Source organism: Xanthomonas sp. LF07-6, from assembly GCF_034105445.1.
In the GTDB taxonomy this organism is placed as follows: Bacteria; Pseudomonadota; Gammaproteobacteria; order Xanthomonadales; family Xanthomonadaceae; genus Xanthomonas_A; species Xanthomonas_A sontii.
The window spans coordinates 323,395-341,818 of record NZ_JAXGGI010000002.1 but is presented as its reverse complement, the minus strand read 5'-3'; the positions used below and the strand labels follow the sequence as shown (position 1 = coordinate 341,818).

At 71.1% G+C, this 18,424-nt stretch carries 17 protein-coding genes; 8 read left to right on the top strand and 9 right to left on the bottom strand.

All coding sequences use genetic code 11. From position 1 onward, the window contains the following. Positions 1 to 15 precede the first annotated feature (15 nt). The 9 genes from SLW56_RS06045 to SLW56_RS06005 all read right to left on the bottom strand — a co-directional run bounded on the left by SLW56_RS06045 (position 16) and on the right by SLW56_RS06005 (position 9,456). The gene (locus tag SLW56_RS06045; RefSeq protein WP_320694502.1) at positions 16 to 1,512 is read right to left on the bottom strand and encodes a GGDEF domain-containing protein; all 1,497 of its coding nucleotides are present in this window, start codon (positions 1,510 to 1,512) and stop codon (positions 16 to 18) included. A gap of 119 nt (positions 1,513 to 1,631) precedes the next feature. Further along, complete coding sequence (gene tsf, locus SLW56_RS06040) at positions 1,632 to 2,510, bottom strand: translation elongation factor Ts (RefSeq protein ID WP_017908840.1); 879 nt, start codon at positions 2,508 to 2,510, stop codon at positions 1,632 to 1,634. A 151-nt stretch (positions 2,511 to 2,661) separates the two neighbouring features. After that, a complete protein-coding gene (gene rpsB / locus SLW56_RS06035) occupies positions 2,662 to 3,459 on the bottom strand; it encodes a 30S ribosomal protein S2 (RefSeq protein ID WP_017908839.1) in 798 nt (265 codons plus the stop codon). Positions 3,460 to 3,734: 275 nt separating this feature from the next. Further along, entirely contained in the window at positions 3,735 to 4,457 is a 723-nt protein-coding gene (locus tag SLW56_RS06030) for a fimbria/pilus periplasmic chaperone (protein ID WP_320694501.1), read from the bottom strand. Then, positions 4,457 to 4,777, bottom strand: coding sequence for a hypothetical protein (locus SLW56_RS06025; protein ID WP_017916088.1), 321 nt, complete (start codon positions 4,775 to 4,777; stop codon positions 4,457 to 4,459). The genes SLW56_RS06030 and SLW56_RS06025 overlap by 1 nt, the downstream gene beginning before the upstream one ends. 81 nt (positions 4,778 to 4,858) lie before the next feature. Further along, complete coding sequence (locus SLW56_RS06020; RefSeq protein WP_320694500.1) at positions 4,859 to 5,881, bottom strand: spore coat U domain-containing protein; 1,023 nt, start codon at positions 5,879 to 5,881, stop codon at positions 4,859 to 4,861. Continuing rightward, the gene (locus tag SLW56_RS06015; protein ID WP_320694499.1) at positions 5,878 to 8,247 is read right to left on the bottom strand and encodes a fimbria/pilus outer membrane usher protein; all 2,370 of its coding nucleotides are present in this window, start codon (positions 8,245 to 8,247) and stop codon (positions 5,878 to 5,880) included. Before SLW56_RS06015 ends, SLW56_RS06020 begins: the two co-directional genes overlap by 4 nt. Continuing rightward, entirely contained in the window at positions 8,198 to 8,938 is a 741-nt protein-coding gene (locus SLW56_RS06010) for a molecular chaperone (RefSeq protein ID WP_320694498.1), read from the bottom strand. The genes SLW56_RS06015 and SLW56_RS06010 overlap by 50 nt, the downstream gene beginning before the upstream one ends. Before the next feature lie 14 nt (positions 8,939 to 8,952). Continuing rightward, positions 8,953 to 9,456, bottom strand: coding sequence for a spore coat U domain-containing protein (locus SLW56_RS06005; protein ID WP_017912102.1), 504 nt, complete (start codon positions 9,454 to 9,456; stop codon positions 8,953 to 8,955). Positions 9,457 to 9,682: 226 nt separating this feature from the next. On the opposite strand from SLW56_RS06005, the gene map reads away from it, so the two are divergent. The 8 genes from map (at position 9,683) to dapE (ending at position 18,404) form a co-directional block, all read left to right on the top strand. After that, positions 9,683 to 10,459: a type I methionyl aminopeptidase gene (map, locus tag SLW56_RS06000; RefSeq protein WP_017911155.1), complete on the top strand. Its 777-nt coding sequence runs from the start codon at positions 9,683 to 9,685 to the stop codon at positions 10,457 to 10,459. Between the two features lie 29 nt (positions 10,460 to 10,488). After that, complete coding sequence (locus tag SLW56_RS05995) at positions 10,489 to 13,089, top strand: [protein-PII] uridylyltransferase (protein ID WP_295927948.1); 2,601 nt, start codon at positions 10,489 to 10,491, stop codon at positions 13,087 to 13,089. Next, complete coding sequence (gene dapD, locus SLW56_RS05990; RefSeq protein WP_320694497.1) at positions 13,089 to 14,084, top strand: 2,3,4,5-tetrahydropyridine-2,6-dicarboxylate N-succinyltransferase; 996 nt, start codon at positions 13,089 to 13,091, stop codon at positions 14,082 to 14,084. The genes SLW56_RS05995 and dapD overlap by 1 nt, the downstream gene beginning before the upstream one ends. A 1-nt stretch (position 14,085) precedes the next feature. Continuing rightward, the gene (locus SLW56_RS05985) at positions 14,086 to 14,955 is read left to right on the top strand and encodes a hypothetical protein (protein WP_320694496.1); all 870 of its coding nucleotides are present in this window, start codon (positions 14,086 to 14,088) and stop codon (positions 14,953 to 14,955) included. A 336-nt stretch (positions 14,956 to 15,291) separates the two neighbouring features. After that, complete coding sequence (locus SLW56_RS05980) at positions 15,292 to 16,068, top strand: hypothetical protein (RefSeq protein ID WP_320694495.1); 777 nt, start codon at positions 15,292 to 15,294, stop codon at positions 16,066 to 16,068. A 231-nt stretch (positions 16,069 to 16,299) separates the two neighbouring features. After that, positions 16,300 to 16,656, top strand: coding sequence for an arsenate reductase (locus SLW56_RS05975; RefSeq protein ID WP_150408990.1), 357 nt, complete (start codon positions 16,300 to 16,302; stop codon positions 16,654 to 16,656). Then, positions 16,653 to 17,111 (top strand): GNAT family N-acetyltransferase, encoded by a 459-nt coding sequence (locus tag SLW56_RS05970; protein WP_152245942.1) that lies wholly within the window; start codon positions 16,653 to 16,655, stop codon positions 17,109 to 17,111. The genes SLW56_RS05975 and SLW56_RS05970 overlap by 4 nt, the downstream gene beginning before the upstream one ends. Positions 17,112 to 17,273: 162 nt before the next feature. Beyond that, entirely contained in the window at positions 17,274 to 18,404 is a 1,131-nt protein-coding gene (gene dapE / locus SLW56_RS05965; protein WP_320694494.1) for a succinyl-diaminopimelate desuccinylase, read from the top strand. Positions 18,405 to 18,424: the final 20 nt, after the last annotated feature.

Below are 18,424 nucleotides of genomic sequence, written 5' to 3'. Positions count from 1 at the left end.
GCCGCCGGCGATGCTTCAGCGTTGCGCCTCGCCGCACGAGCGCGCGGTGACGCGATTGCGACCGCCGTGCTTGGCGCTGTACAGCATGTCGTCGGCCGCCTGCAGCAGTTCCTGCGCGCTGTTGAAACGCTCGCGGCCGCCCTGGGTGGCCACGCCCGCGGAGAAGCTGATGTGCAGCGGCCCCTGCTTGGTGTCGGCCATCGGCCGCTGCGCGATCTCGGCGAGGATGCGCCGCATCACGCCCAGCGCGGCCTCTTCGCCGGTGTTGGGCAACAGCACCAGGAATTCCTCGCCGCCGAAGCGCGCCACGGTGTCGCTGGCGCGCAGCATCGGCTGCAGGGTCTGCGCGAATGCGCGCAGGACCTGGTCGCCGACCAGGTGCCCGTGCGCGTCGTTGATCTTCTTGAAATCGTCCAGGTCGATGAAGGCCACCGACAGCGGCCAGTCGTGGCGATTGGCCAGTTCGAACTGCTGCTTGAGCAAAGTGTCCAGCTGGTGCCGGTTGAACACGCCGGTGAGGGCGTCGCGGCTGGCCTGTTCGGCCAGGCGCCGTGCGTGCTGCTCGTACTCGTCGGCGCGCTGGCGCACGCGGTTGGCTTCCTGCACTTCGCGCAGGTTGCGTAGCACCATCAGTTCGCGGGCATGGCTGATGATCGCGTCGACCCGCTCCGGCTGCGCGATGCGCACATCGAAGATCGGGCTGACCGCCGGCAGCGCCTCGGCGATGTGGCCCACCACCTCGTCGAAACGGCGGCTGTCCAGTTGCAGGTCGCGATAGGCGCACTGCATGGCGTGGGTGCGCGCGGCTTCGGGATCGTCGCTGAGCCAGATGTCGGCGACGGCGCCGGACAGGCGCACGCAGATGTCGAAGGGTTCGGTCGCGGCGCCGGCAGTGCCGCCGCCGCCGATACTGCGCTGCAGGTACGCGGGCAGCTTCCATTTCTGCGCCAGCCAGGCGCCGACCTCGGCGCGGTCGGCGCCCAGGTGCTCGCGCTCCAGCGCGCTCAGCCGTTGCGGATCGCCAGCCGCCTCGTGCAGCAGGGCGGCGTACTGGTCGTGGCAGACGTGCAGCAGGGCCAGTGCGCCCATGTCCTGCAGCAGCCCGGCCAGCATCAGTTCCTCGTGCTTGCGCAGCCCCGCGGCCTGGCCGAGCAGGCGGCTGGCCAGTGCCGCCAGCACGCTGCGCCGCCACAGCCGTTCCTGTGGCTCGCCGCTGCCGCCGCGCAGGCTCTGCACCATCGAGAAGCCCAATGCCAGGCTCAGCGCGGCGTTGAGGCCGAGCATGGTCAGCGCCTGACCCAGGTTGTCGACGCGACGCCGGCTGGCGTACAGCGGGGAATTGGCGATGCGCAGCATGCGCGCGCTCAGTGCCATGTCCATGGCGATCGCATCGGCGGTCGCGGCCAGGTCCACGTCCGCGTCCTGCGCCAGTTCGATGATGCGCAAGGCAACGCCGGGGGGCGAGGGCAGGTCGCGGGAGTGACTCAGGATCGCTTCGAGTTCAGGATGCATGCACTTCCGATACGGCATGGAATGAGAGGTGGGGGAGCGGCCTGTCCCGGCCTGCGCAGCGTACACCCGTAAAAAAAAAGCCGCGACAATGCGCGGCTCTTTTCTTCCCGGGCGCGGGATCAGGCCAAGCCGGCCTGCTTCATCACTTCGGCGGCGTAGTCTTCCACCACCTTCTCGATGCCTTCGCCCACGGCCAGGCGCTGGAAGCCGACCACGTCGGCGCCGGCGGCCTTCACCGCCTGCTCCACGGTCTGGTCGGTGTTCAGCACGTAGGGCTGGCCGTACAGGGTGACCTCGTTGACGATCTTGGCGATCTTGCCGCTGATGATCTTCTCCAGGATGTCGGCCGGCTTGGCCTTGTCCTTCTCCGACATCTTGGCCAGCTCGATTTCCTTTTCCTTGGCCACGAACTCGGCCGGGACGTCGGAGGCCTTGACGTGCGGCGGGTTCATCGCCGCGATGTGCATGGCGATGCCGCGGGCCAGGTCGGCGTCGCCGCCCTTGACCTCGACCAGCACGCCGATGCGGCCGCCGTGCACGTAGGCGGCGACGTTGTTGGCGCTGTCGATGCGCACCAGGCGGCGCACCTGCACGTTCTCGCCGACCTTGGCGATGACCGCGGCACGGGCTTCCTCGACGGTCTCGCCGCTGGGCAGCTTGGCGCTCTTCAGCGCTTCGACGTCGGCGGCGCCGGAGGCCAGGGCGGCCTGGACGACGGCGTCGGTGAAGGCCAGGAAGTTGTTGTCCTTGGCGACGAAGTCGGTCTCGGAGTTGATTTCGACCAGGACCGCCTTGCCGCCGTCCTGCGCCATCGCGATGCGGCCTTCGGCGGCGACGCGGTCGGCCTTCTTGTCGGCCTTGGCCAGGCCCGACTTGCGCAGCCACTCGGCGGCGTTGTCGATGTTGCCGGCGTTCTCGGTGAGTGCCTTCTTGCACTCCATCATGCCGGCGCCGGTGCGCTCGCGCAGTTCCTTGACCAGGGAAGCAGTGATTTCCACGGGATGTCCTCACGAAAGGTGGGAAAAGGCCGGCTTGCGGCCGGCCGGTAGATCTGGGAAGCGGGCGCCGCAGGCGGCGCTCGCGAAGCCGGGCGCGCCGAACGCGCCGGGCGGCGGCTGCGCATGATCGCGCAGACGCATGGCGCGCCGGTTACTCGGCGGCGGGAGCGGTCTCTTCGGCCTTCTTGCCGTTCTTGCGCGGGCCGCGGCCCTTGTCGTCGCCGCCCTCGGCGAACTCTTCCTCGCGCACGCTGGCGGCGTTCGGCGCAGCGGCCTTGCCTTCCAGCACGGCGTCGGCGGCGGCACGGGCGTACAGCTGCACGGCGCGGATGGCGTCGTCGTTGCCGGGGATGGCGTAGTCGACCAGGTCCGGGTTGTAGTTGGTGTCGACCACCGCGATCACCGGGATGCCGAGCTTCTTGGCTTCCTTGATGGCGATGTCTTCATGGCCGATGTCGATGACGAACAGGGCGTCCGGCAGACGGTTCATTTCCTTGATGCCGCCCAGCGAGGCTTCCAGCTTGTCGCGCTCGCGGCGCAGGGTCAGCACTTCGTGCTTGACCAGCTTGTCGAAGGTGCCGTCGGTTTCGGCCGCTTCCAGCTCCTTCAGACGCGCCACCGACTGCTTGACGGTGCGGAAGTTGGTCAGCGTGCCGCCCAGCCAGCGCTGGGTCATGAACGGCTGGCCGCAACGCTCGGCTTCTTCCTTCACCGCGTCGCGGGCGCTGCGCTTGGTGCCCAGGAACAGGATGGTGCCGCGCTTCTGCGCGACGCTGGAGATGAAGTTCATCGCGTCGTTGAACAGCGGAACCGTCTTCTCGAGGTTGATGATGTGGATCTTGCCGCGCGCGCCGAAGATGTACGGCGCCATCTTGGGGTTCCAGTAGCGGGTCTGGTGGCCGAAGTGGACGCCGGCTTCCAGCATCTGACGCATGGTGACCTGAGGCATTGCAGTGACTCCTGATGGGGAACCGGCCGTGCGCGGGCAGGAATGGGTGAAGCGCGCGCATGACGACGGCCTTGCGGGCCGCACGACGATTCCGGGGTTGGGCCTCCCTGCTGCCTCCGTGGCCGAACTCCTTGCGGAGCACCCCGGCACGGGCGATGGCGGCAGGTGTGAATTCGCCGGTGCGTCCGGCGTGGACGGTCCATCGGCCCATGACGGGCACGACGAAGCCGCGCACTATACCTGGCGGGGGCCGCTGGCGCAATGTGCCGGGCGGTTCACTCGGCGGGCAGCGCCTGCAGCGGCGCCTGGTCGTCGAGCCTGGCCGCGAAGTGGCCGCCGGGCGCGGTCGCGGCGGCCGGCAGCGGCCAGCGTTTGTAGGCGCCGGCCAGGACATAGCCGGAGAGACTGGGGAACAGGGGCAGGGTGCGGCCGTCGGCGCCGACGAAGCTCAGGTCGCTGAGCCGGGCGTGGGCGCTGCCGCGGTTGTGCACCACCAGCTCCGGCCCGCGCGCGCCGGCGCTCAGGTGGGCGCTGAGGCGCGGCGCGGCTGCCGGGTCCGCCGGGCTCAGGAACACCGGGGTCGAATAGCGCAGCAGCAAGGGTGGGGCCGGCGTGGCGGGCGCCGGTGCGGCCGGGTCGGCTGGGGCGGGGCGTTCCTCCAGCACCAGGCGGTAGGCGCTTTCCTCGGCGCTGGCCGGTCCGGGACGCACCAGCCGCAGCAGTTGCCGCCCCTGCGCGGGGATGTCGATCGATTGCGGGCTGGCGCGGACCTCGTCGGTGCTCTCCAGGTCGTCCATCCCGTCGGTCTGCCGCCAGCGGTACACCGTGACCTGCGCCTGCCAATGGCGGTCCTGGGTATTGCTCAGCCAGATGTCGGTGCTGGTCTCGCCGGGTGCCAGTTGCACCAGGGTCGGACTGATCCGCACCCCGGCCGCGCCGGCACTGCCGGCCAGCGCCAGCAGCAGCGCCGGCAGCAGGCGCGCGCGGGCGCTGCCCATCAGAACGCGACCGTGGCGTAGCCCGCCGACGTGCCCGGCGTGATGCCGGCGGCGGGCAGGCTCAAGGCCAACGCCATGCCGGCGCCGGGCGCGGGTGTGCCGTCGATGCTGACCTGGTAGGCCAGCGGGCGGTTGCAGGCGACCGTCGGCAGTGCTCCGGGTTGCGGACGCGCCGGGGCGCCGATCTCGCAACTGCGTTCGATACGGATACCGATCCGCAACATCGCGCCGCCGGTGCCGACGGCGGGTTGCGCCGCCGCGTCGACGCCGGCCACGCACAGGCTCGCCAGCAGCAGCGGTCGCAGGAACGGCGCAGTCATCGAGCGGAACTCCGGGGAGGACACAGCCAATAGCGGCCCTCGCCACGACAACTTGACCGGCACGCTGGCGCTGTTCAGGCCTCAGTAGGTGACGGTGACCTTGACCACGTCGCTGTAGCTGCCCGGGGCAGGCGTCTGCCGGGCCGGGACCTGCCCGTACAGGGTCAGCGCCTGTGCGCTGCCGGTCCCGGTGCCGGTCTGGGTATCGGTATTCAGGGTGCTGCCCCAGCGTTGGGTGCGCGCAGCGTCGCGGTACAGCTCATAGGTCAGGTACTGGCCGCTGGCGCTGCGCATGCGGCGCACGTTGCCGCTGGCGTTCTGGCCATTGTCCAGGCTCACCTGCCAGGCGGTGCGGTAGCGGCAGTTCATGCTGAGCACGGTGGTGTAGTTCAGCGGGTTGTCGATCAGGCCGGACTGAGTGCCGAAGTCCAGGTCGGCGATGCTGGCGATGGTGCAGGTCGGTGCGGCGGTGGCGCTGGCCACGAACGGGAACTGCACCGAGGTGCCGCCGCCCTTGCCGCCGGTGGTGCAGGAGGTGGGAATCACCGCGGGGTTGCCGACCAACGGCTCGTCGTAGCGATACTGCAGGTTGGTGTACACGCCGCTGAAATTGTTCTGGTAGGCCCCGGTGGCGATACCGCTCTGCAACGGGACGCGCGCATAGATGGTGTAGGTGCCGGTGCCGCTGCCGCCGGTCGCCAGCGACGAATAGGTCAGGTCCACCTGCAGTGGGGTGGAACCGCTCAGCGCGCTGCCCCAGACCAGGCTGCGCGCGCTGTCGCGGTAGAGCTGGAAGCCGAGGCTGTCGTTGAGCGGGTTGAGCATGCGCCGCGGGGTGATGCCGAGGCCGGCACCCTGCGCGCCCTCGCCGATGTTCAGGCACATGCGCACGTAGATCGTGCCCAGCACGCTGATCGCGCCGGTCTGGCAGGTCACCAGGATCTGTGCGGTGGCGTCGGTGGCGGCGGTGTCGGAGAGGGTGCCGAAGCTCACCGCCGTGGCCTGCGCGGTACAGGTGGTGGTCGCGGCAGCGCGCTGCGGCAGCAGCGCCGCGGCCACCAGCAGCAGCGCCGGCAGCCATATCCGCCAGGCGCGCGCGCTCACGGCGTGCGCCCCGACAGGCAGCGCAGCGGACCCAGCCGGGTGGGCGGCGCCTGCGTCGGGCGCTCGATCCGGAACCGGCAGCGGCTTCCTTGCATGTCCACCTCCAGGTCGTTGCGGCCGGGCGCGAGCCCTTCCACATAGGCCTGGCCATCGTAGCCGACCACGGTGTCGACGCCCGGTCCATGCACCCGGCTGCCGACCGGCAGCGGCGCGTCGGCGGCGTCGTGCAGTTGCACCAGCACGCCGTCGCTGCGGCGGATCGGGAACGCCACCACCACCCCGGTCCGATCGCGCGGCACCACGATCTGGTCGACCTGCTCCGGCCGCAACTCGGGCGCCAGGCGCATCGGGTCGATCGACAGCCGGTTGTGCTGCCAGGCCAGCAGCGGCGTGACCAGCAGGAAGCCGCGCGCATCGGTGCGGCCGATCGGCCGGTTCTCCAGCAGCACCGGCACGTCGGCGACGCCGCCGGTGGAGACCAGGGCGAAGGCCTGGTCGAGATCGCGGCCAGGGAACCAGCCGCCGCCGATCCAGGCCACGCCGCCCGACGCTTCCGCATAGGCGTAGCGCTGGCCGCCGGCGCTGGCGATGCCGCCGGCGTAGCGGGCGCTGTCGCCACGCCAGCTGGCCTCGGCCAGGCCGCCGCCGCCGTCCTGCCCGCCGCGCGCCTGCAGCCGCCAGCCGCTGCCGCCGTCGGCGGCTGCCGCCTGGCTGAGGTCGGCCGTCGCACTGGTGCGTTCGCCGATGCGTTGCACGGCGACGCCGGCCTGGCGGCGGCCGTCCAGCGCGATCGACCAGCCCAGGTACACGCTGCGGTCGCGGGCCTGGTCCAGGTTCTGGTTGATGCTCAGGTTCAACGACGACTGCCGCGGCAGGGCACGGGTCCAGAACAGGCTGGCGTAGCGTTGGTCGCCGCTGTCGGGGTAGGCCAGGCGCACGTAGCTCAGGGCGATGTTGCCGACGCCGTCCCAGGTGCTGCCGAACAGGGCGCGCTCGCTGATTCGCGGCGGCGCGGCGCCGTAGCGCGCGGCCACGTCGCGGTAGCCGGCCTGCGCGCGCTGGGTGTCCATCGCCAGGTTGAAGCGGCCGTTGTTCCAGCGGTAGCTCAACGCGTACTGCAGGCCTTGCTGGCCGGCCGCACCGCCGTGCGCCAGCGAGGCGCCGAACACGCCGGCGCGCGGCAACAGCCACAGGCCGCCGACCCCGGCGTTGCGCACGCCGGCGCCGGCCTCGGCATGCGCCTCGGCGGTGAAGCGCGGGCCGAGGCCGCGCCGCCAGCTGGCGCTGCCGACGGTGTCGCCGGCATAGGCGAAATCGGCGACGCCGTACTCCTCGCGCACCCGGCCCAGCGCCAGCGACCAGTCGGTCAGGCCGCTGGCCAGCAGATCCTGGGTCGCATAGAACGGAAAGGCCAGCGAGCGGGTGCGGCCGTAGGCGTCGGTGATCACCACCTGGGCATTGCCGGCGCCGTCCACGCCCGGCGCGGCGGACAGCTGGAACGGCCCGGCCGGCAGCTGCGCGCCGTACTGGCGGATGCCGTTGACGTACAGGTCCACGCTGGACGGCACCGCCACTTCGCCGAGGAATTCCGGCAACGGGGTGATCGCGCGATACGGCTGCAGGCCGAAGTCGCTGCCCACCCGCACGCCGCCCAGGCGCACGGTGCGGCTCCAACTGGTGCTGCTGCTGAAGGTGTCGCCCAGCACCACGCTGGTCATTCGCTCTGGCAGCGACCACTGCCATTGCGTGTCCAGGCGGATCGTCTGGGCACGCCAGTCCTGCTGCGGCTCGCGGTACACGCGGCCGACGAAGGACTGCCGCAGCAGTCCCTGGCCCAGGCCGAACACGCGCAGTTCGCCGCTGGCGGTGAGATTGCTGGCGCCGCCCTGGCGGCTGGCGTAGAGGTCGTAGTCGAGCAATGCGCCGGGTGAACTGGTCGCCGGCAGCGACGGCACGCCGCCGCGCGCGTCGATGCGGGTGGTGGCGACGTCCAGCAGCGCCACCGGCGCGTCGATCGTCACCTGCTGCAGGCTGGCGTCGTAGCGGAAGCGCACGCCGTCCAGGTCGCCCAGGGCGATCGCCGCGCTGGCGTCGCTGCCGTCCACGCGCAGGCCGAGCTGGCGCAGGGTGGCGGCGCTGGCGCGCAGTTGCTCGCCGTCGCGCTGGAACTGGAACAGGCCGGGCTGGCGGGTCTGGTTCAGGGTGACCTCCAGGTACAGGGTCTCCTGCGCCGGAGCGGTCGCCTCGGGCCGGGGCGGGGGCTGCGGCTGGGCGACGGCGAGCGCGGCGCTGCCGGCCCACAGCGCCAGCAGCAGTTCAGGGCGCCGCGGCGTCCACGACCAGCGACTGCGCGCGCGGCTCGCCATTGATCCTTGCCTCGAACGTTCCCTGGGTCTGCGCCAGCGCCGCCGGCAGCGGCCAGCGCTTGCGCTGGCCCGGCAGCACGTAGCCGGCCAGGCCTTCGGCGATCGCGCTGCGGCGGCCGTCGCCGGCGACGAACTGCAGGTCCACCAGCTGCGCGTGGCCGTTGCCCTCATTGCGCACTTCCAGCGCCGCGCCCGCGCCGTCGCGGAGCAGCCGCGCGCGCAGTGCCGGCGCCGTGGTCGCGGCCGGCTTGAGGAACACCGGCACCGAATAGCGCAGTACGAACTGCAGCCCGGCGCTGGCGTTGCCGCCGGCATCCTGGCTGGGCAGTTCGTCGACCAGGATGCGATAGGCGTCCTCGCCGGTGGTGGGCGCGGGATCCAGGCGGATCACCCGCACCAGTTGCCGCGCGTGCGGCGCCAGTTGCAGCATCGGCGGGCTAAGCGCGATGCGGTCGCTGGGGTCGAGCACATCCTCGCCGTCGCGCTGCTGCCAGCGGAACACGCGCACCTGCGCGCGCAGCGGCACGTCGCCACTGTTGCTCAGCCACAGGCCCTGTGCGGTCTCCTCGGCACGCAGCGACACCGAGGTCGGCGCCACCTGCAGGCTCGCGGCGACAGCCGCGCCGGCCGCCGCCAGCCACAGCGCGGCGAGCGCCGGCAGGCGCAGGAAGGAAGACAGTCGCGAACGCATGCAGGCGGCTCCGGTTACCAGGTGACGGTGGCGGTGACGACGTCGCTGTACGAACCGGCAGGGTAGTTGGTGCTGGCGACCTGGCCGTAGACGGTGATCGGTTGCACTGCACCATTGCCGGTGCCGGCCTGGGTGTCGGTGCCGATGGTGGAGCCCCAGTTCTGGGTGCGCGCGGCATTGCGGTACAGCGCGTACGGCACGCGTGCGGTATTGCTGGCGTCGGCACTGCCCATGGTGCGGGTGGTGACCGTGGCGCCGGAGCCGGAACCGGCGTTGAGCGCGATGTTGTAAGGGGTTCCGGAGGTGCAGCGCACGTTCAAGGTGCCGGTGCTGTTGATCGCGGTCTGGGTGGAATTGACGCTGCCGAAATCGACGTCGGTGGGCGCGGTCTGGATGTCGCAGACGCTGGTGATCTGGATCTTGACGTTGAAGGTGCGCGAGTCGGACTGGGCCCAGGCCAGGCCGGTCCCGGCGGCGAACAGCACGAGGAAGGCGAGAACGCGATGGAAGAGGTACATGGCAGAGTTCTTCGGTGAGGGCGGACAACCGCCGGTGCCACCGCCAGTGCAAAACGCGCGCCAGTTCACATTTTTATGGATCGTTATCCAGTTTTCACATGGGATGACCGCCACAGGGCGCCGTGTTCAGTGCGATGAAGGCAGCGGCGACCGCGCCGGCGTGCCAAAAACCCGGCAACGCGTCCGGCGCGTTCAGCCAGCGCCGGGATGAGCGATAATGACGACCATGACCGTCAATCTGAAAACTCCGCAGGACATCGAGAAGATGCGCGTGGCCGGCCGCCTGGCCGCCGAGGTACTGGACCTGATCGGCCCGTACGTGAAGCCCGGCGTCACCACCGCCGAGCTGGACCGCATCTGCCACGACCATATCGTCAAGGTGCAGGGGGCGGTGCCGGCCAACGTCGGCTATCGCGGCTTTCCGAAGACCGTGTGCACGTCGGTGAACAACGTCATCTGCCACGGCATCCCCAGCGAGGGCAAGGTCCTGAAGGACGGCGACATCGTCAACATCGACGTCACCGTGATCAAGGACGGCTGGCATGGCGACACCAGCCGCATGTACTGCGCGGGCACGCCGTCGGTGATGGCGCGGCGCCTGATCGAGGCCACCTACGAGGCGATGTGGCGCGGCATCCGCGCGGTGAAGCCGGGCGCCACGCTCGGCGACGTCGGCCATGCCATCCAGCAGTACGCCGAGAGCGAGCGCTTCAGCGTGGTGCGCGAGTACTGCGGCCACGGCATCGGCAAGGTCTACCACGACGAACCGCAGGTGCTGCACTACGGCCGGCCGGGCGACGGCCTGGTGCTGAAGCCGGGCATGACCTTCACCATCGAGCCGATGATCAACGAGGGCACGCGCTACACCCGCGTGCTGCCGGACGGCTGGACCGTGGTGACCAAGGACCGCAAGCTCTCCGCGCAATGGGAACACATGGTCGCCGTCACCGAGGATGGGGTGGAGGTCCTGACCCTGTCGCCGGGCGGCCTCGGCGAACCGTGAGCCTGCTGCCGGCCGGTGCCGATGCCGGCATGCCCGGTGCCGGCGTCGACGACGCCGGTTGGGCGGCTGCGGTCCGGCAACTGCTGGCGCAGACCGATGCGCGGCTGAGCAAGCGTTTCGACCAGGGCGATGACATCGATCGCCTGCTGGCGCTGCGCGCGCGCGCGCTCGACCAGTTGATCCGCCACGCCTGGAGCCGCTGCGTGCCGCGCGAGGCCGGGCTGGCGTTGTTCGCGGTTGGCGGCTATGGCCGTGGCGAACTGTTCCCGCGCTCGGACATCGACCTGCTGGTGTTCGGCGACCTCGATCCCGCCTGCGAACCGGCGCTGGCACGGCTGTTCCCGCTGTTGTGGGACGCCGGCGTGCCGGTGAGCCATGCGGTGCGCTCGGCCGCGCAGTGCACCGCGGCCTGCGCCGACCAGACCGTGCTGACCGCGCTGATCGAGGCGCGCCCGCTGCAGGCCGACGCCGCCGCCAAGGCAGCGCTGGCGGCGGCCATCGCCCCGCAGCGGGTGTGGCCGCCGCGCGAATTCTTCATGGCCAAGCGCGAGGAACTGCAGGCCCGCCACCAGCGCTTCGGCGACACCGCCGACAACCTGGAGCCGGACATCAAGGACGGCCCCGGCGGCCTGCGCGACCTGCATACGCTGGGCTGGATGGCGCTGCGCGCGTTCGGCGTGCGCGATCTGGAGCCGTTGATCGGGCTGGGCCATGTCGGCGGCGACGAGGCCGCCGCGCTGCGCCGCGAGCGCCGCGAACTGGCGCGCTTGCGCTACGGGCTGCACCTGGTCGCCAACCGTCCGGAAGAGCGCCTGCGCTTCGATTACCAGAAGACCCTGGCGCAGCGCCTGGGCTTCTCCGACGACGTCGAGAGCCTGGGCGTCGAAAAGATGATGCAGCGCTTCTATCGCAGCGCGGCGATCGTGCGCCGGCTCAGCGACCGGCTGCTGCAGCGCTTCGAGGAACAGTTCGACGGCGAAGCGCAGCCGCAGCCGCTCCACGGCGGCTTCTCGCTGCGCCGCGGCTACCTGGCCGCCGACGACGAGCGCTGGCCGCAGGCCGATCCGGTGCAGGTGTTCGCGCTGTTCGCCACCTGGGCCGCGCACGGCGAGATCCGCGGCCTGCATTCGCTGACCGCGCGCGCGCTGGCCGAGGCGCTGCCGCATCTGCCGGCCTACGCCAGCGCCAGCCCGACCGCGCGCGAGCGCTTCCTGGCGCTGTTGCGCGGCCCGCGCGCGGTGCAGACGCTGACCCGGATGGCGCGGCTGGGCGTGCTCGGGCAGTGGATCCCGGCGTTCGCGCAGGTGTCCGGGCGCATGCAGTTCGACCTGTTCCACGTGTACACGGTCGACCAGCACACGCTGATGGTGCTGAAGAACATGGCGGTGTTCGCCAACGCGCGCGCCGACGAACGCTTCTCCATCGCCCACGAAGTCTGGCCGCGGCTGCGCAAGCCGGAACTGCTGCTGCTGGCCGGCCTGTTCCACGACATCGCCAAGGGCCGCGGCGGCGACCATTCGGAGCTGGGCGCGGTGGATGCGCGCGCGTTCTGCGCCGCGCACGCGCTCAGCGCCGCCGACACCGAGCTGGTCGCCTGGCTGGTCGAGCAGCATCTGCGCATGTCGGTGACCGCGCAGAAGCAGGACATCGCCGATCCGGAGGTGATCCATCGCTTCGCCAGCCTGGTCGGCGACCGCGAGCGGCTGGACTATCTGTACCTGCTGACCTGCGCCGACATCGCCGGCACCAGCCCCAAGCTGTGGAACGCGTGGAAGGACCGGCTGCTGGCCGACCTGTACTTCGCCGCGCGCCGCGCCCTGCGCGAAGGCCTGGAGCATCCGTTGCCGGTGGCCGAGCGCCTGCAGGAGGCGCGCGAGGCCACGCGCGCGCTGATGCACATCCAGGGCCACGACGACGCCATCATCGACCGCCAGTTCGCCGGCATGCCGGACGAGAGCTTCCTGCGCTTCCGTCCCGAGCAACTGGCCTGGCAGGCGACCTCGCTGATGGAGGTGGAACTCGGTGGCACCCTGGTCAAGGTGCGCCCGGTCACCCCCGACGACGCGGCGCTGGAAGTGTTCGTGTATTCGCCGGACCGCGACGGCCTGTTCGCCGCGATCGTGATGACCCTGGACCGGCTCGGCTACGGCATCCATCGCGCGCGCGTGCTCGACGCCCCGCACGGGGCGATCTTCGACACCTTCGAGGTGATGCCGGCCGACGCCTTCGCCAGCGGCGACATCGCGCAGTTGCAGGCCGGACTGCGCGAGGCGCTGGCCGGCGACCTGGCGCGGCTGCGCCCGGCACGGCGGGTGGTGCCGCGCCAGCTGCGGCATTTCCGCTTCGCCCCGCGCATCGAATTCCGCGAAAGCCTCGACGGCCGCCTGACCCGGCTCAGCCTGGTCGCGCCGGACCGCCCCGGGCTGCTGTCGGACGTGGCCCAGGTGCTGCGCCGGCAGCACCTGCGCGTGCACGACGCGCGCATCGCCACCTTCGGCGAGCGCGCCGAGGATCTGTTCCACATCACCGACGAGCACAACCTGCCGTTGCCCGACGCCGCCCGCCAGGCGTTGCAGGCCGCGCTGCAGGCCTGCCTGGACCCCGATACCCCGCCTGGAGACCCCCGCTGATGGCCACCAAGAAGCCTGCCGCCAAGAAGTCCGCTGCCAAGACGGCGGCCCCCAAGAAGACGGCCAAGCCGGTTGCCGCAAAGCCTGCGGCGCCGACCGCGGCGAGCAAGCCCGCCAAGCCCGCACCGAAGCCGCTGCGCGCCAAGCCGGTGGCCGTGCCCAGCGCCGACGAGCTGAAGTTCACCATCGACAGCGCCTTCGAGCGCCGTGCCACGCTGACGCTCGACGAGATCGAGGGCTCGACCCGGCCGGTGGTCAATCGCGTGATCGATGGCCTGGAAAGCGGCGAGTTGCGCGTCGCCGAGCCGGACGGGCACGGCGGCTGGAAGGTCAACGAGTGGCTGAAGAAGGCGGTGCTGCTGTATTTCCGGGTCAACGAGATGGCCGTGGTGGAAGCGCAGCCGGCGCCGTTCTGGGACAAGGTGGAAGCGCGCTTCGCCGGCTATCACGAAGCCGAGTTCCGCAAGGCTGGCGTGCGCGTGGTACCGGGCGCGGTGGCGCGCCGCGGCAGCTACTTCGGCAAGGACGTGGTGCTGATGCCGAGCTTCACCAACATCGGCGCGCACGTGGGCGAGGGCACCATGGTCGACACCTGGGCCACGGTCGGTTCCTGCGCGCAGATCGGCAAGCACTGCCACCTGTCCGGCGGCGCTGGCATCGGCGGCGTGCTCGAGCCGCTGCAGGCCAGCCCCACCATCATCGAGGACCACTGCTTCATCGGCGCGCGCTCGGAAGTGGTGGAGGGCGTGGTGGTCGGCCACCACAGCGTGATCGGCATGGGTGTGTTCCTGGGCCAGAGCACGCGCATCTACAACCGCGCCACCGGCGAGATCTCCTACGGCTACGTGCCGCCGTACAGCGTGGTGGTGTCCGGGCAGTTGCCGTCCAAGGACGGCTCGCACTCGCTGTACTGCGCGGTGATCGTCAAGCAGGTCGACGCCAAGACCCGCAGCAAGACCAGCGTCAACGACCTGCTGCGCGGCCTGGCCGACTGAGATGCCGGCGGCGGTGCCGGACCTGGCCGAGGCCGCGGCTTACCGGCACCCGTCCGCCGCCTGGTACGGGCGCGCGCTGCCGCGCCTGCTGCATGCGCCTGGCTGGACCCGGCTGCGGCGTGCGTTGACGCAACGCTGGCCGCTGCCGGTGCTTGTGAGCGACGTGCGCGAGGTGGTCTATCTGAACTGGTGGGTCGACGTGCGTCGCGCCCCGCCACCGCCGCCGGGCTACGCCCACGTCGTCCACCAGGGGCGCACGCCGTACACCATCCTCAGCTATCGCCACGGCCATTTCGGTCCGGCCCTGGCCGGACCGCTGCGGAAGCTGCTGCCATCGCCGCTGCAGAGCAACTGGCGGTGGTACCTGCGTCGCGTGGACGATGTGAACGCCGGGCCGGTGGTGCTGTTCGACCGCAACGTGATGGATGGATTGGCCTACGTGGCCGGCGCACGTGCCGCCAGCGACGCCATGCAGCCGCACCTGGCCGCGCGCTTCGTGCACGCGCTGCAGTCCGATGGCAGCGGCCACACGCAGATCGAGCCGGGGCAGGGCAGCGCGCCCGCGCTGCAACTGCACTGGCAGCCTGCCGAGGCCTGGCACGATGCCGACTGGACGCCGGCGTTCGCAACGCGCGAGGCGCTGCTGCGCTTCCTCACCTGCCAGGACGAGGCCATCGCCCGCACCTGCGACGGCCGCTGGGCCAGCACCCGCATCGCCTTGCCGGTGGATCCGGCTACGCTGCAGCCGTTGCAGTTGACCGGTGCGCTGGACTGCCCAAGGCTGCAGGCGCTGGGTGTCGCGCTGGAGGAGGGATTGGCCTTTCGCCTGCCGCGTGTCGCGTTCCGGGTGGTGTCCGAACGGCTGCTCTGAGCGCCTGGCGCCTGGGTAACGCCGGCAGCTTGCAACCTGTTCGAGCGGTTCCGTCGCGTGCCCGCGGCACAGGGCCATGCGCGCCGGTTGCACCGCAGCGTTGCCGTGCCCTGTTGCGTCGACGCTCGCCTCCGCCTTGGTGATCGACGTTGCAGGAGATGGACGGCCGGCCGTCGGTTGAACCGGGCGATCCCGCGGCCGGTCGGGAGCGCTGTGCATACCCGGCGTACATGGGTGGCCCGATACGCTGGCGCACGCGATTGCGCCACTGCCGCCACGTCAGGGGGCGGAACGGAAGAGGCCTGGCGCGCTGCCACGAACGAACAGGAGAGACCGATGCGTACGATCATGTGGGCTTGCTGGATGACGGCGGCGTTCGCGCTGTCCGGGTGCGGCCGTGAGGGCGCGCCGGCGTCGACGACGCCCAAGCAGGGCGACACGCCTGCGGCGGCCGCCGCTGCGCCAAATCCGGCGCCGGCCGCGACACCTGCGCCTGCGCAAGCGCCTGCGACGACGACGGGGACTGCCGGTGCGGCGGGCGCGCCGCTGTCCTGCGCCGACGAGATCGGCGCCGACGCCGCGGCGGCGCGTGCGGCCACCTGTCGCTCGGTGTCGCCGGCCACGCACCCGCCCTGCAATGCCGCCAACAGCTGCGCCATGATCGACGACGAGATCGCCCGCAGCTGCGCGCTGCTCGGCCGCGACGGGCAGGCCACCGCCGGGTGCGGCCCGGCCGCCGACAGCCCGCAGGCCGCGGCCGACGTGGTGCGGCGCTACTACGCGGCGATCAATGCGCGCGACTACGCCACGGCCTGGCAGCAGTGGGGCGAGGACGGGCGCCCGGGGCAGTCCTACGCGGCCTTCAAGGCCGGCTTTGCGCAGACGCGTACGGTGAAGGCGACGATCGGCGCGCTGGGCGCCAGCGATGGCGCCGCCGGTTCGGTGTACCAGCCGGTGCCGGTCACCGTGGAGGCGACGCTGGCCGACGGCACGCGGCAACGCTTCCGCGGCGACTACGTGCTGCGCCGGGTCAACGGTGTGGACGGGGCTTCGGCGGCGCAGCTGCGCTGGCGGATCGACTCGGCCAAGCTCCAGGAAGTGCCGGTGCAGTGAGGCCTGGCGGCGTCTTCTTGCGCCTGGGAGGCCGATGGCGCGCGCGGCGGGTAAGATCACGCGCGCTGCGGCCTGTCGATGACGGCATGCCCGGTTCGTCTGCTGATGGCATCGCCCGCCGAAAGGCGGTGCGCGGTGCTTTGGAGTGCGATCTGTTCTGGGCCGACCGACCCTCACCCCAACCCCGCTCCCGCTGGGAGAGGGGCTTCATTCGCTTGAAGGGATGTTTCGATGACGACGTTGTACGGATTGAAGAACTGCGACACCTGCAAGAAGGCGACCAAGTGGCTGGACCGCTTCGGCGTGGCCTACACCTTCGTCGATTACCGCGAGCACAAGCCGACCCCGGAGACTCTGCTGGACTGGGCCGGCCAGGCCGGTGGGTTCGACGCGCTGGTCAACAAGTCCTCCACCACCTGGCGGCAGTTGCCCGACAACAAGAAGACACCCGGCTCCGATGCCGAATGGAAGCTGCTGCTGCGCGAGTATCCGCAACTGATCCGCCGCCCGGTGGTGGTAACCGACGACGGCAAGCTCAGCCAGGGCTTCTCCGACAACGGCTTCAAGCAGCGGTTCGGGATCGCGTGAATATCCGCCCGTACCGGGCCGACGACTGGGCGCGCCTGTGCGCCATCCACGATGCCGCGCGGCTGGAGGAGCTGCAGGCGGCGGGGCTGCCGGAGGCGTTCCTGCCGCTGCCGATCGCGGCCGAGCGCGAAGGCTTGTTCGACTACCGCGTGCAGGTCGCAGAAGCGCACGGCCAGGTGCTCGGCTTCGTCGCCGACGACGGCGAGGAACTGGCCTGGCTGTACGTGGATCCGGCCGCGCGCCGGCGCGGCGTCGGTCAGGCGCTGGTGGTCGCGGTGCAGCAGGCCAGTCCGGCTGGCCTGACGCTGGAATTGCTGGAGGGCAATGCCGCGGCGCTGGCGTTCTACCGCGCCTGCGGTTTCGTCGAAACCGGCACGCACGGCGGGCGCATGCCTGGCAACGAAGCTTTCGCGGTGCGCGTGCAGTACATGCGCTGGCCCGGCATCGCGCCGTAGCGACGGCCGGCGCCGCGACCGCGCACCCGTCCGGCGATCCCGGCCGATGCTTCGAATCCGCAAGTCCCGCTCGTACACTGCGCAACGTGCGCCGTCGGCACGCGACGCTGCCGCCGCCGATCCGCATCGCGTCTCCCTCGTGTTTTCCAACGGTATCCCTGCATGTCCGATGTCCTTGAACTCGCCTGCGACCTGATCGCCCGCCCGTCGGTCACCCCCGACGATGCCGGATGCCAGGCGCTGATCGCGCAGCGGCTGCAGCGCGCCGGTTTCGCCATCGAGCGGCTGCGCTGCGGCGAGGTCGACAACCTGTGGGCCACCCATCGCGGCGGCGACGGTCCGGTGCTGGCGCTGCTCGGCCATACCGACGTGGTGCCGCCGGGGCCGCGCGAGGCCTGGAGCAGCGATCCGTTCGCGCCGCAGGTCCGCGATGGCGTGCTGTACGGGCGCGGCGCCGCCGACATGAAGGGCAGCGTGGCCGCCTTCGTGGTCGCCGCCGAGCGGTTCGTGGCCGCGCGGCCGCAGCATCCGGGCACGCTGGCGCTGCTGCTGACCAGCGACGAGGAAGGCGATGCGATCGACGGCGTGCGCCATGTGGCGCGCGTGTTCGCCGAGCGTGGCGAGCGCATCGACTGGTGCATCACCGGCGAACCCTCGTCCACCGAGCGGCTTGGCGACCTGCTGCGGGTCGGCCGTCGCGGCAGTCTTTCCGGCGCGCTGCGCGTGCGCGGCGTGCAGGGGCACGTGGCCTATCCGCACAAGGCGCGCAACCCAATCCACCTGGCCGCGCCGGCATTGGCCGAGCTGGTCGCGCGGCACTGGGACGACGGCTACGAAAGCTTCCCGCCGACCAGCCTGCAACTCTCCAACATCCATGGCGGTACCGGCGCCAACAACGTGATCCCCGGCGAACTGCAGGTCGCCTTCAACCTGCGCTACACCCCGCACTGGGATGCGCCGCGGCTGGAAGCGGAGATCGCCGCGCTGTTCGATCGCCATGGCCTGGATTACGACCTGCGCTGGCACCGCAGCGGCGAGCCGTTCTACACCCCCGAAGGCATGCTGCGCCGGGTGGCACGCGAGGTGCTGGGCGAGGTCGCCGGCGCGCCGCCGGAGGAGAGCACCGGCGGCGGCACCTCCGATGCACGCTTCATCGCGCCGCTGGGCGCGCAGTGCATCGAAGTCGGCCCGGTCAACGCCAGCATCCACCAGGTCGACGAGCACGTGCGCGTGGCCGACCTGGAGGCGTTGCCGGATTTGTACCTGCGCCTGATCGAACGGTTGCTGCGGTAACAGTTGCGCCGGCCCGCGTG